The organism is Microbispora sp. H10670 (assembly GCF_014161385.1).
Classification (GTDB): Bacteria; Actinomycetota; Actinomycetes; order Streptosporangiales; family Streptosporangiaceae; genus Microbispora; species Microbispora triticiradicis.
On record NZ_JABBWW010000006.1, the window covers coordinates 106280 to 120000 of the forward strand.

Annotated in this window: 9 protein-coding genes; 4 read left to right on the forward strand and 5 right to left on the reverse strand. The window is 71.8% G+C overall.

Going from position 1 to position 13721, the window contains the following annotated elements:
- Positions 1–67 precede the first annotated feature (67 nt).
- Positions 68–1057 (forward strand): pirin family protein, encoded by a 990-nt coding sequence (locus HHX33_RS11125; RefSeq protein WP_182874504.1) that lies wholly within the window; start codon positions 68–70, stop codon positions 1055–1057.
- Positions 1058–1060: 3 nt separating this feature from the next.
- Here HHX33_RS11125 and HHX33_RS11130 read toward each other — a convergent pair whose 3' ends face one another.
- The 4 genes from HHX33_RS11130 to HHX33_RS11145 all read right to left on the reverse strand — a co-directional run bounded on the left by HHX33_RS11130 (position 1061) and on the right by HHX33_RS11145 (position 6080).
- Positions 1061–2833, reverse strand: a complete 1773-nt coding sequence (locus tag HHX33_RS11130; RefSeq protein ID WP_182874505.1) for a glycoside hydrolase family 15 protein — start codon at positions 2831–2833, stop codon at positions 1061–1063.
- A gap of 28 nt (positions 2834–2861) precedes the next feature.
- Complete coding sequence (locus HHX33_RS11135) at positions 2862–3449, reverse strand: snapalysin family zinc-dependent metalloprotease (protein WP_182874506.1); 588 nt, start codon at positions 3447–3449, stop codon at positions 2862–2864.
- Positions 3450–3581: 132 nt separating this feature from the next.
- Complete coding sequence (locus HHX33_RS11140; protein ID WP_182874507.1) at positions 3582–5417, reverse strand: glycoside hydrolase family 15 protein; 1836 nt, start codon at positions 5415–5417, stop codon at positions 3582–3584.
- Positions 5418–5441: 24 nt separating this feature from the next.
- The gene (locus tag HHX33_RS11145) at positions 5442–6080 is read right to left on the reverse strand and encodes a YczE/YyaS/YitT family protein (RefSeq protein ID WP_111698739.1); all 639 of its coding nucleotides are present in this window, start codon (positions 6078–6080) and stop codon (positions 5442–5444) included.
- 64 nt (positions 6081–6144) lie between these two features.
- Here HHX33_RS11145 and HHX33_RS11150 point away from each other — a divergent pair, with 64 nt between their 5' ends.
- Both HHX33_RS11150 and HHX33_RS11155 read left to right on the forward strand, forming a co-directional pair.
- On the forward strand, positions 6145–7626 hold the full coding sequence (locus HHX33_RS11150; RefSeq protein WP_182874508.1) for a PLP-dependent aminotransferase family protein: 1482 nt from the start codon (positions 6145–6147) through the stop codon (positions 7624–7626).
- 651 nt (positions 7627–8277) lie between these two features.
- Positions 8278–10140, forward strand: a complete 1863-nt coding sequence (locus HHX33_RS11155) for an HNH endonuclease signature motif containing protein (RefSeq protein WP_182874509.1) — start codon at positions 8278–8280, stop codon at positions 10138–10140.
- Between the two features lie 50 nt (positions 10141–10190).
- On the opposite strand, the gene HHX33_RS11160 is transcribed toward HHX33_RS11155, so the two are convergent.
- Positions 10191–11696 (reverse strand): peptide MFS transporter, encoded by a 1506-nt coding sequence (locus HHX33_RS11160; protein WP_182874510.1) that lies wholly within the window; start codon positions 11694–11696, stop codon positions 10191–10193.
- A gap of 167 nt (positions 11697–11863) precedes the next feature.
- Here HHX33_RS11160 and HHX33_RS11165 point away from each other — a divergent pair, with 167 nt between their 5' ends.
- Positions 11864–13708: an AMP-dependent synthetase/ligase gene (locus HHX33_RS11165; protein WP_182874511.1), complete on the forward strand. Its 1845-nt coding sequence runs from the start codon at positions 11864–11866 to the stop codon at positions 13706–13708.
- Positions 13709–13721: the final 13 nt, after the last annotated feature.

Sequence of the window (13721 nt, forward strand, 5' to 3'; positions counted from 1 at the left end):
GGAATGTCCCGCGGCCGGGCATGGTTCAACGCGTCAGAAGTTGAACTTTCAACCAGGAGAGGTGGCCATGCCCGCCGTCACCGCAGACACCCTGACCCTGCCTCGCGTCGCCGCGCCCGATCCGGCCGTCGCCGGACCCCGCCCCGTACGGTCCGTGACGACCGCGCCCAGCGGCTTCGAGGGCGAGGGCTTCCCCGTACGGCGCGCGTTCGCCGGGGTGCCGCAGTCGCTGCTGGACCCGTTCATCCACATGGACCAGATGGGCGAGGTCGAGTACGCCCCCGGTGAGCCGAAGGGCACGCCGTGGCACCCGCACCGCGGCTTCGAGACGGTCACCTACATCATCGACGGCGTCTTCGAGCACCAGGACTCCAACGGCGGCGGCGGCACCATCACCAACGGCGACACCCAGTGGATGACCGCCGGGTCCGGCCTGCTGCACATCGAGAAGCCCCCGGAGCACCTGGTGGTCTCGGGCGGGCTCTTCCACGGCATCCAGCTGTGGGTCAACCTCCCCCGCGCGCACAAGTTCCACCTGCCCCGCTACCAGGACATCCGGGGGCGGGAGGCGGCCCTGCTCGCCTCCGCCGACGGCGGCGCGCTGCTCCGGGTCATCGCCGGAGACCTGGACGGGCACGCCGGCCCCGGCGTCACGTTCACCCCGATCACGATGGTGCACGCGACCGTCAGCCCGGGCGCCCGGCTCGACCTGCCGTGGAACCCGGACTTCAACGCCCTCGCCTACGTGCTGGCCGGTCAGGGCTCCGTGGGCGCCGAGCGGCGGCCGGTCCGCAAGGGGCAGCTCGCCCTCTTCGGCCCGGGCGGGTCGCTGACCCTCGCCGCGGACACCGCCCAGCCGCAGGCCGAGCCCGCTCTGGAGGTGCTGCTCCTCGGCGGACGGCCGATCCGCGAGCCGGTCGCGCACTACGGCCCGTTCGTGATGAACACCCGCGCCGAGATCATCCAGGCGATGGAGGACTACCAGGCGGGACGCCTGGGCGTCATCCCCGCCGAGCGGGTCCCGCACGCCGACGGCCCGCTGTCCGGGACGCCCTGACGGCTAGCTTCGCAGAGCCAGCGCCGTACGGATCAGGTGGATGTGGCTGAAGGCTTGGGGGAAGTTGCCGAGTTGGCGGTGGGTGCGGGGGTCGTATTCCTCGGCGAGGAGGCCGACGTCGTTGGTGAGGTTGACGAGGTGCTGGAAGAGTTGGTCGGCCTCGTGGTGGCGGCCGGTGAGGGCGCGGGCTTCGGCGAGCCAGAAGCTGCAGGCGAGGAAGGCGCCTTCGCCGCCGGGGAGGCCGTCGACGGGGTTGTGTTCGGCTGGGTTGTGTTCGGCGGTGGGGTAGCGCAGGACGAAGCCGTCGGTCATGAGTTCGCGTTCGACGGCGTCGATGGTGCCGGTGACGCGGGGGTCGTCGGGGGGCAGGAACCCGACGATGGGGATCTGCAGGAGGGCGGCGTCGAGCTCCTGTGAGCCGTAGGACTGGGTGAAGGTGTTGCGGACCGGGTCGTAACCCTTCTCGCAGACCTCCATGTGGATGCGGTCACGCAGCGCTCGCCACCTCTCCACGTCGCCCTTCCGGCCCAGCTCCTCGATCACCCGGACCATGCGGTCGGCCGCGACCCAGGCCATGACCTTCGGGTGGACGAAGTGGCGACGCGGCCCGCGCACCTCCCACAGCCCCTCGTCGGGCTGGTCCCAGTTGTGCTCGAAGAACCTCATCACCGCGGTGATCATCGCCCAGGCGTGGTCGTCGGGCGGCATGCCCTGCTTGCGCGCCTCGTACAGGGCGCTCACGACCTCCCCGTAGATGTCGAGCTGGAGTTGCGTGGCAGCGCCGTTGCCGATCCGCACCGGCCGGGACCCCTCGTACCCGGACAGCCAGTCGAGCGTCGTCTCCGGCAGCCGGCGCTCGCCCGCCACGCCGTACAGGACCTGGATGTCCTCCGGGCGGCCGGCGATGGCGCGCAGCAGCCAGGAGCGCCAGGCGTCGGCCTCCTCGACGTACCCCGAGCCGGTCAGCGCGTCGAGCGTCATGGCGGCGTCGCGCAGCCAGCAGTAGCGGTAGTCCCAGTTGCGCACCCCGCCGAGGTGCTCGGGCAGGGAGGTGGTCGGCGCGGCGACGATGCCGCCGGTCGGGCTGTAGGTGAGGGCCTTGAGCGTGATCAGCGAGCGGACCACGGCGTCACGCCACGGGCCCCGGTATCCGCACCGGGACGACCAGGCCTCCCACATGGCCACGGTCTCGCCGAGCTGCTCCAGGGGATCGATCCGTTCGGGCTCCGGGTGGTGGGAGGGGTGCCAGGTGAACACGAACGGCACCCGCTCCCCGGCGGACACGGCGAAGGTCGCCTCGTGCCGGTAGTCGCCGCCCTGGAGGTGGACGGGAGAGTGGATCCAGACCGAATCGGGGCCGCCGACGGCGTGCAGGTGGCCGCCCGTACGGCGGACCCAGGGCACGATGCGGCCGTAGTCGAAGCGGATGCGGATCTCGGTGCTCATCTCGACCGTGCCCGACAGGCCCTCCACGATCCGTACGAGATCGGGGTTGGCCGAGCGGGGCGGCATGAAGTCGATCACCTTGACCGCGCCGGTGGGCGTCTCCCAGACGGTCTCCAGGACGAGCGTGTCCCCGGCGTACGCCCGGCGGGTCGCCTCCTCGTGGCCCGTCGGGGCCAGGCGCCAGAAGCCGTTGGACTCGTCGCCGAGCAGGCGCGCGAAGCACGAGGGGGAGTCGAAACGCGGCAGGCACAGCCAGTCGACCGAGCCGTTCCGGCCGACGAGGGCGGCCGACTGCATGTCGCCCACGAGGGCGTAGTCCTCGATCCGCATGCCCGCCACGCTACCCGGGAGGCGGTACCTACGCCGCCGGAGCCAGGCTCGCGGCGTCCGGCCGGTCGACGAAGAGCGCGCCGGATCCGCCGAGCAGGGCCGATCCGGCGAAGTTGGCGTTGACCGCGCTGCGCTCCGCCGCGCTGGGGTTGGCGTTGGTGCAGCTCACCGGGGCGCTGGAACCGGACATCAGGTCGGAGCACAGGCCGGTGCGCCGGTCGGGCAGGCCGAGGATGTGGCCGATCTCATGAGTGGCGATGCGCAGCGGGTAGTAGCCCTCGCTCGTCGCCTCCCTGCCCATCCAGATGGTGCCCCGGCCGAGGCTGGTGCGGCTCGTGCGCGGCCAGCCGTCGTCGGCGAGCACGGTGAAGTCGGCCGGCGTGCCGGCCACGAGCCGGACGTTGGTGACACTCGCGTTCCACACCTGGGCCGCCTGGTCGACCACTGTGCGGAACTCGGCGGCCCGGCTCGCGTCGTAGCGGAGCACGCGCACCGCGCTCACTGTGCTCACTCCGCTCACCCCGCTCGCCCCGGCGTGGGCGGACGGCAGGGGCGACAGCAGGACGAGGCCCAGGACCAGGGCCGGGAGGGCGCGGAGGAACCGTGACAGGCGCATCGAGATCTCCTCGATCGGGGGTTGCCACCGCGAGGCACGCCTCGGGTGGGGCTGCCGTCAACGTACGCGCGGCGAAGCCCGGCGGGGACAGGCCACTTTCCCCCTATCACTCCGGTATAGGGCGCCTGGCCGTCAACCCGTCTCGGGACGTCCGGCTGTGGTCGGCGGCGGAGTGCCGTGAAGCGGGCGCGCGGCCGCGCCGCTCAGCGCCTGGGCGGTGTGGATCAGGTGGATGTGGCTGAAGGCTTGGGGGAAGTTGCCGAGTTGGCGGTGGGTGCGGGGGTCGTATTCCTCGGCGAGGAGGCCGACGTCGTTGGTGAGGTTGACGAGGTGCTGGAAGAGTTGGTCGGCCTCGTGGTGGCGGCCGGTGAGGGCGCGGGCTTCGGCGAGCCAGAAGCTGCAGGCGAGGAAGGCGCCTTCGCCGCCGGGGAGGCCGTCGACGGGGTTGTGTTCGGCTGGGTTGTGTTCGGCGGTGGGGTAGCGCAGGACGAAGCCGTCGGTCATGAGTTCGCGTTCGACGGCGTCGATGGTGCCGGTGACGCGGGGGTCGTCGGGGGGCAGGAACCCGACGATGGGGATCTGCAGGAGGGCGGCGTCGAGCTCCTGTGAGCCGTAGGACTGGGTGAAGGTGTTGCGGACCGGGTCGTAACCCTTCTCACAGACCTCCGCGTGGATGCGGTCACGCAGGGCGCCCCACCGCTCGAACGGCCCCGTACGCCCCAGTTCGGCCGCCCCTCGGGTCATGCGGCTCATGGCGAGCCAGGCCATGACCTTCGAGTGGACGAAGTGGCGGCGCGGCCCGCGCACCTCCCACAGCCCTTCGTCCGGCCGGTCCCAGTTGCGTTCGAGGAACTCGGCCCCCTTCACCAGCAGCGCCCAGGTGTAGTCGTCGGGCGCCATGCCCTGCTTGCGGGCCCGGTAGAGCGCGTTGACCACCTGGCCGTAGACGTCGAGCTGGAACTGGCCGGCGGCGCCGTTGCCGATGCGGACGGGCCGGGCGCCCTCGTAGCCGGGCAGCCAGTCGAGCGTCGTCTCCGGCAGGCGGCGTTCACCGGCCACGCCGTACATGATCTGGTGGTCCTCGGGTCGGCCGGCGATGGCGCGCAGCAGCCACACCCGCCAGGCGTCGGCCTCCTCCACGTATCCGGCCCGCAGGAGCGCGTCGAGCGTCATGGCGGCGTCGCGCAGCCAGCAGTAGCGGTAGTCCCAGTTGCGCACCCCGCCGAGGTGCTCGGGCAGGGAGGTGGTCGGGGCGGCGACGATGCCGCCGGTCGGGCTGTAGGTGAGGGCCTTGAGCGTGATCAGCGAGCGGACCACGGCGTCACGCCACGGGCCGCGATAGCCGCAGCGCGCGGCCCAGTCCTGCCACAGCCGGATGGTCAGGCCGAGTTCGGCGAGAGGGTCGATGGACTTTTGCCGCGGCTGGTGGGAGGGGTGCCAGGTGAACACGAAGGGCACCCGCTCCCCGGCGGAGACGGTGAAGGCGGCCTGATGCCGGTAGTAGCCGCCCTGGAGGTGGACGGGGGAGTGGATCCAGACCGAGTCGGGGCCGCCGACGGCGTGCAGGTGGCCGCCCGTACGGCGGACCCAGGGCACGATGCGGCCGTAGTCGAAGCGGATGCGGATCTCGGTCGTCATCTCGACCGTGCCCGACAGGCCCTCCACGATCCGTACCAGGTCCGGGTTGCCCGACCGGACCGGCATGAAGTCGAGAACCCTGGCCGTCCCGGTGGAGGTCTCCCAGTCGGTCGCGAGCACCAGGGAGTCCCCGACGTACGCCCGCCTGGCGGCCGTGTCCCGTCCTGCGGCGGCCAGGCGCCAGAAGCCGTTGGACTCGTCGCCGAGCAGCCGGGCGAAGCACGAGGGGGAGTCGAAACGCGGCAGGCACAGCCAGTCGACCGAGCCGTTCCGGCCGACGAGGGCGGCCGACTGGGTGTCCCCGACGAGGGCGTAGTCCTCGATCCGCATTCGCTCACCTCCCCGCGCGGCGCGTCATGACGGCTGCGTACCCGGTGACCGGGTGGTGACCCCGGCCGGGGCCCACAGCTTCATGAAGACCTGCGTCAGCGGGCCGATCGTCAGGGCGAACACGATGGTGCCGATCCCGGCGGTGCCGCCGAGCAGCCATCCGGCGGCGAGCACGGTGAGCTCGACGATCGTGCGGGCGAGCCGGATCGACAGGCCCATCCGGTGCAGGCCGGTCATCAGGCCGTCGCGCGGCCCCGGGCCGAAGCCCGCGTGGATGTAGAGCCCGGAGGCGGCGGCGATGGCCACGATCCCACTCAGCAGGAAGATCCACTGGACCGGCCACACGGCGGGCGTGGGCACCAGCCACATCACGGCGTCGGCGCTCGTGCCCACCACCAGGACGTTGCTGATCGTGCCGAGGCCGGGCCGCTGCCGCAGCGGGATCCACAGCAGCAGCACCAGCGCGCCCACCAGGTTGATGCACATGCCGATCGACCAGCCGGTACGGACCGAGAGGCCCTGGTGGAAGACCTCCCAGGGGTCGAGGCCCAGGCCGGACTCGACGAGCAGGGCGATCCCGCCGCCGTAGAGCGCCAGGCCGACGTAGAGACGGACGAGCCGGAACGGGAGCGAGCTGGGGCGCGAAAGGGAGAGTTCGGTCATAGTGGGCTCAATGGTGCAGGCCACTGGCTTGTCATAAAAGGGCCAATCAGCGAAATTGGTCCGCATGGACCGGTATGTCAGCGCTCCCCAGCTCGCCCGGCTCGTCCGGGTCCCGCCGAGCTCCCGCCCGTACTACCGGGCGCTCGCGGACGCCGTACGCGGCCTGATCCTCGACGGGAGGCTCGCCGTGGGGGTGCGCGTGCCGCCGGAACGGCACCTGGCCGAGTCGCTCGGCGTCAGCCGAACCACCGTGACCACGGCGTACGACCGGCTGCGCGAGCAGGGCTACCTGGAGAGCAGGCAGGGGTCGGGGAGCCGCACCGCCCTGCCGGACCCCGGTGCCCTGGGCGTGGACAACCCATGGCTCGCCTCAGACGAGGACGGGCTGCTGCCGCTGCACGCCGCCGCCCCGCCCGCGATCTCCCTCCTCGGCGAGGCCGTGGAGGAGGCGGGCCGGGCCTACCACCGGTACGCGCTGGGCTCGGGCTACCACCCGCTCGGGCTCGCGCCGCTGCGGGAGGCGATCGCCCGCCGGTACGGCGAGCGGGGGCTGCCCACCCGGCCCGAGCAGATCCTCGTGACGGGCGGGGCGCAGCAGGCCGTCCACCTGATCATGTCCCTGATCGCGGGGCCGGGGGACCCGGTGCTGGTCGAGTCGCCGACGTACCCGCACGCGATCGACGCGGCCCGGCTGCGGTCGGCCCGCCTGGTGCCGGTGGGCGTCCAGGAGGACGGCTGGCACCTCGACCTGGTGAGCGGCGCGATGCGCCAGTCGGCGGCCCGCCTCGCCTACGTCATCCCCGACTTCCAGAACCCCACGGGTCACCTCATGGACGACGCCGGCCGCGCCGCGCTGGTCGGGGCCGCCCGGCGTCACGGCACGACGCTCATCGCCGACGAGGTCTGGGCCGAGATGGCCCTGGACGCCGCCGTACGCGCGACGCCGCTGGCCGCGTTCGACACCGACGGGCGGGTGATCAGCGTGGGATCGGCGTCGAAACTGTGGTGGGGCGGCCTGCGGGTCGGCTGGATCCGGACGACCGCGGCGATGGTGCGGCGCCTGGCCCTGCTGCGCGCCGCCGTGGACATCGCGAGCGCCGTCTTCGACCAGCTTGTCGTGGCCTTCCTGTTCGAGCGCATCGAGGAGGCGCGGGCCGAGCGCCGCCGCGCGCTCGGCGCCTCGCTCACCGCGCTCACCGGGGTCCTGCGCGAGCGGCTGCCGGGCTGGGCCTTCACCCCGCCGCCCGGCGGCGGGTCGCTGTGGGTGCGGCTCGACACGCCGTCGGCGAGCGCGGTCGCGGAGGCCGCCGCCGCCCGGGGCGTACGGCTGTCCCCTGGACCGTGGTTCGGCGTGGACGGCACGCTGGAGCGATACGTGCGGCTGACGTTCACCCAGCCCCCGGCCGTGCTTGAGGATGCGGTACGCCGCCTCGCCTCCTCCCCGGCCACTTCTCCGGGCACCTCGCACGTCGTCTCCGGCATGGCCTTCCTCGGGGGCTCTCCGGCCGGCCGCCCATCCCGGGAGCCGCTCACGCCGACCCTGTGACCACCGTCTGGCAGGCTATTTCGCCACCAATTGGAAAGAAGCCTGGCAGGGGTCGCATTTTCGACAATTGGGAATCCGCCTGTGGCTCCAGCAATTCCCGGTGCGGGGGTGTTCATGACCGGCTGATGTGGAAGAATTCATACAGGGTTTCGAATCTATCGGGGAGGTGTGATGGATCTGTTCGACGTTGATCCTGAGCGCCCCTCTCGTTCGAGCGATATCGGTGCCGACGACTGGTGGGAGCAGCTCACCGCCCGCTCGCCCCTGTGGTCCACCAAGGATTCACTCGCCCGCGAATATGTGCCGATTGTCGACCCTGCGGCGCGGAAGCATGCGAGCCGGTTCGACGACTCGGCGGAATCGCCCGGGCCCGCTCGTCCATTCACGACTCGTGGTGATACCGCGTCTGGTGCCGAATCCGCCCACGCTGAGAACGCGCGTGGTGTCTCCCCAGACGGTGCTTCTCCTGACGGCACCGGGTCTGCCGGCAGCGGTGATCCCGCTGGTGCTCTCGGCGATGCGTCTGACGGTGCCGCTGGCGCCGGCCAAGGTGATGCGGGCCAGGGTGATGCGGGCCCTGATCGGGATGCCGGTGCTGCTTCTGGTGGTGCTTGTGGTGCGGGGTCGTCGTCGTGGGTGGCGGTGGCTGCGGTGGGTGAGGCGGCACGGGTGGTGGCGCTGGTGCCGGTGCCTGAGTCGGCGGAGGTGTGCCTGGCCGAGGCCGAGGGGCTGCTGGCGGCCCGCGACCGCATCACCTCCGCGCTGGCCGCCCGGGTGGGGCGGGTGCATCGGGCGGGGGAGGCGAAGAACCATGGGCACGCCTCCACCCGGTTGTGGCTGCGATCCACTGGCGGGATGACCATCCCCGGAGCCGGCCGATTGGTGACGATGGGCATGGAGTTGGGTCGTCTGTCGCGGGCGCGTGAGCGGTTCGCGGAGGGCAGCCTGGCGGAGGGGGTCGTGGAGGCGATCTGCACGGCCACCTCTGGGTTGACCGATGAGCAGGCGACGACGGCTGAGGGGATCTTGCTGGAGTTGGCGGGTTCGGCGGGTGCGGCGGAGGTGGCCAAGGCGGGGCGGTATCTGCGGGCGGTGCTGGACCCCGACGGCCACGAGAGCGATGAGCAGGCCGATTTCGACCGCCGGTTCTTCCGGGTGCGGCGGCGCAGGAACGGCGGGCTGGAGGGAGAGTTCTACCTCCCGGTGGAGGCGGCCGCGCGGTTGCAGCACCTGCTGGACGTCTACGCCAGGCCCAAGGCCGAGGGCGACGACCGCACCCCGAGCGTGCGGAACGCCGATGCGTTCATCGCGTTCCTGGAGAACAAGATCGCGACTGAGCTTCTGGTGCTGGTCACCGCCGAATCCCTCCCCGACGATCCCCCAGCCGGCGAACCCTCACGCGACCCCATAGCCGATCCCTCGGGCGACCACCCCACCAGCGGCTCCTCAGACAGCGACCCCTCGGCCGATCACCTCACCAGCGACCCGGTAGACACCGACCCGAGCGACGGCCCTGATCCCGACTCCTCCGGCACCGGCCCTTCAGACTCAGACCTCTCAGACCCAGCCCCGAGCGATGGCCCTGGCCCCGGGCCTGACGCCTGGACCGCTGAGGACTTCGACATCGACGCCTGCGCGACCTGCGCCACCGACGCCGACGCAACGGACGCTGACGCCGCCGACGCAACGGACGCCGACAGCGAGCGCTCCGCCGCCGACCCCGATGAGCAGTGGAGTGATTGCCCGGCCCGTGACTGCCCGGCGGAGGGTTACCGGCATGCCTCCGAGACCGGCGAGGCGCAGCGTGGAATGCCGAGGGCGGCTTGCAACGGCGTGCCGGAGGCGGGGGCCGATGCCCCACCGTGGGCCAAAGGCAGCGCCTGGCTGGGAGGCGACGCCCGGCTGGGAGGCGACGCCTGGCCGGGGGTGGGCTCCGACGGGCCGCCCGGGTCGGGAGACCGGGCGTGGGCGGAAGGCAGCGCCCGGCTGGGAGGAGACGCCCTGGCGGGACGCGGGGCCTGGTCGGGAGGCAGCACCTGGCGGGGTGGCGGTGCCTGGGCGGGGGTGGGGGTCAACAGTCCGCCGCCGGGGGTGTGGTTGCGGGGGTTGCCGGGGCTGATCCTGGCGACCGGGCAGCTGCTGCCTGTTGCCAGCGTGCACCGGCTGGCCCGTACCAGCACTTTGGTGCGGATCGTGATGGACGCCGGTGGGCAGGTGCTGGACATGGGCCGCAAGGTGCGCCTTGCCACCCCGGCCCAGCGGCGGGCGGTCTTCGCCCGGTATGCGACCTGCTGGGTGGACGGCTGTCCGCTGCCGGCCACGATGTGCCAGATCGACCACGCCGAGGACTGGTGCAGCGGCGGGCCGACCGACCTCAAGCTGCTGGGGCCGGCGTGCCAGTTCCACAACCGCGACCGCTACCGCCACCCGGCCCGCTACACCCGCCGCAAGATCGGAGACGACCGCTGGGCCTTCACCTACCGCAACCCCCGCACCACCCGACTGAGGGTGTAGACGCGCGCTGGATCCAGGGGGCTTTCGCGCGAGGGCCGGGGCGGCGGCGGTCAGGACGAGGCGGGCACGGGTGGCAGGTGGTGTTCGGCCATGAGGAGGCGGAGCCTGCGGACGAACAGCAGCATGAGGAGGCCCGCGGCGACCGCGGCGAGCGCGAGGACGAGGTAGTACACGGGCATGGGCACGACCGTGGTCAGCCGGTAGGTCTGGCCGCCGACGGAGTCGCCGAGCGCCATCGCCAGGTACCACACGCCCATGAGCTGGTTCTCGAAGGCCCGGGGGGCGAGCTTGTTGGTAGCCGAGAGCCCGGCCGGGCTGAGGAACAACTCGGCGATGGTCTGGATGAGGTAGACCGACAACAGCCACATGATCGAGACCTTCACCCCGTCCGAGGCGACGCCCGCCGCGACGGACATCACGACGAAGCTCAGCCCGACGATCACCAGGCCGATCGCGAACTTGAGCGGCGTGCTGATCCGGGTGCCGGCCTTGAGGAACATCTCGGCGAACAGCGGGGCGAGCGCGATGATCGCGAGAGAGTTGATGTTCCCCACCCAGCCCGGGGGGATCGTGAAGCCGAACACGTCGAGGTTCGTGTCCTTCTTGGCGAACAGCAGCAGCGAGCTTCCGGCCTGGTCGTAGACGAGCCAGAAGATCGCCGCGGCGAGGAACAGCCACACGTACGCGAACAGCCCCCTGCGTTCCTCCGCGGTGACCTCGTGGGACGAGAACAGGAAGGCGAAGTACGCGATCGGCACGGCGGCCGTCACGACCGTGAGCACGAGGGCGAAGCGGTCGACGGTGAGCGTCCCGCTGACCGCCCACAGGGCGAGCCCGCCCGCGGCGACGGCGAGGCAGAGCCCGGCGACGACCTTGAAGCGGTGTTCCTCGGCGGGCGTGAGCCGGTGGTCGGGCTCCTCGCCGGCGCCGCAGAGGGTCGCCCTGCCCCGAACGTACTGCACGAGGCCGAAGAGCATGCCGATCGCCGCCGCGCCGAAGGCGAGGTGCCAGCGGCCGCCGGTCTGCAGCCAGGGCACGATCATGATGCCGAGGAACGCGCCCAGGTTCACGCCCATGTAGAAGATCGTGTAGCCGGAGTCGCGCCGGGCGTCGTCCTCGTGCCGGTACAACTCACCCACCAGCGCCGCCATGTTCGGCTTGAGCAGGCCGCTGCCCAGCGCGATGAGCACGAGGCCGAGCCAGACGAATCCGCCGCCCATGGGCATCGCCATGCTCAGGTGGCCACCCATGATCACCGACGCGCCGACCAGGACGGTCCTGCGCGCCCCGAGCAGCCGGTCGGCCAGCCAGCCGCCCACGATGGCCAGCAGGTACACCGAGGCGACGTACACGCCGTAGACGCCCACGGCGGTCGTCTCCGGCAGGCCCATGCCGCCGCGGGTGGCGGGCGCCGTCAGGAACAGCACGAGCACGGCGCGCATGCCGTAGTAGCTGAAGCGCTCCCACATCTCCGTGCCGAACAGCGTGGCCAGCCCCCGCGGGTGGCCGAAGAACGGTCGCTCCCCGGCAGGCGGCCCAGGTCGTCCGGATGCCATGCGTACCCCCCGATCACGCATCATCTCAGTACTTTATATGCACTTATGTCCTGTTTGTCCGTTTGAGATGACGCATTCTTGCGCTCCCCGCCCGCGGAGTCTTGTCCTCGGTGATCCCCTGTGGTGCGATGCAGGCCACGCGTGCGACATACCCGTTGGGAGGCACGATGGCCGGCGTTCTCGAGGAGCGGGCCGCGATCGAACACGAGATCGCGGGCAGGACCCTCTGCGAACAGTTCAGATGGGCCGCGGAGGAGAACCCGGACGCGCCCGCCTATTCCGATCCCGACGGCGCCGGCGGCTGGCGCACGCTGACCTACGCCGAGGCGCGGCGGCGCGTGCTGGAGATCGCCGCCGGCTACGCCGCGCTCGGCCTGCGGCCGGGGGAGGCGGTCGCGCTGATGCTGGTCAACCGGAGCGAGCATGTGCTGGCCGACCTCGGCGCCGTCCACGCGGGAGCCGTCTCCTGCTCCATCTACGCGACCTTCGCCCCCGAGCAGGTCGCGTACGTCGCCCGTGACGTCGGGGCCCGGGTAGCGGTGCTCGGCGGCCCCGGCGACCTGGCCCGCTGGGAGCCCGTGCTCGGGGAGCTGCCCGAACTGACCAGGATCATCATGCTGGAGGGCGCCCCCGAAGATGACGAGCGTTTCCTGAGCTGGGAGGACTTCCTGGTGCTCGGCACGCGGGCGTACGCCGCCGACCCGGAGCCGGCCGAGCGGCGCTGGCGGGAGGTGACCCCGGACGACGTCCTCAGCGTGCTGTACACCTCCGGCACGACCGGCATGCCCAAGGGCGTCCCGCTCACGCACGCGAACGTGCTCTTCGAGATCGCGGCGACGCAGCGGATGATCGACCTGCCCGAGCGGGGGACGCAGATCTCCTATCTCACCTACGCCCACATCGCCGAGCGGGCGCTCAGCCTGTACCTGCCGCTGTTCAAGCTCAACCACGTGTACTTCTGCACGGACCTGGCCGCCCTCGCCACGGCGCTGGGCCAGGTGCGCCCGGTGCTGTTCTTCGGCGTGCCCCGCGTCTGGGAGAAGATGGCCGCCCGGCTGCAGGCGCTCCTGGCCGCGCAGCCCGCCGACCAGCAGGAGAACGTCCGCGCCGCGATGGCCGCCGGGCTCGCCTACATCGAGGGGCAGCAGTACGGCCACACGGTCTCGCCGGAGGTGCGGGAGGCGTACGAGCGGGCGGACGCCGCACTGCTGTCGGTGATCCGCGGCCTGATCGGGCTCGACCGGGCCCTCTGGTGCGCCACCGCCGCCGCGCCGATGCCGCCCGAGGTGCAGCGCTTCTTCGCCGGCCTGGGCCTGAAGGTCATCGACGTCTACGGCATGACCGAGACGACCGGCGCCTTCACGGTCAACAGCCCGGAGGTCTTCCGGCTCGGCACGGTCGGACGGGCCGAGCCCGGCGTCGAGGTGCGGGTGGCGGCGGACGGCGAGATCCTCACCCGCAGCCCGCTCAACACCCGGGGCTACCTGGGCCTGCCCGAGGCGACCGCCGAACTGCTGGACGCCGACGGCTGGCTGCACACGGGTGACGTCGGGTCGATCGACGAGGACGGGTTCGTCCGCATCGTCGACCGCAAGAAGGAACTGTTCATCACCTCCGGAGGGGAGAACGTGTCCCCGGCCGTCATCGAGGGCCACCTGAAGGAGCACCCGCTCATCGGGCAGGCCCTCGCGTACGGCGACGGGCGGCCGTACCCCGTGGCGATCCTCACGCTCGACGCGGAGGTCGCGCCCGAGTGGGCGCGGGCCCGCGGCATCGCCTTCGAGTCGCCGGCCGCGCTGGCCGGGCATCCGGACCTGCTCAAGGAGATCGAGGCGGCGGTGGAGGCCGCCAACCGCAAGCTCGCCCGAGTGCAGCAGGTCAAGCGGTGGCGGCTGCTGCCGGTCGAGTGGACGGCCGAGACCGAGGAGCTCACCCCGAGCCTCAAGCTCAAGCGCCGCGTCGTGCACGCCAGGTACGCCGACGTGATCGAGGAACTGTACGCGGCCGGCTGAGCCTGGGGAAGTT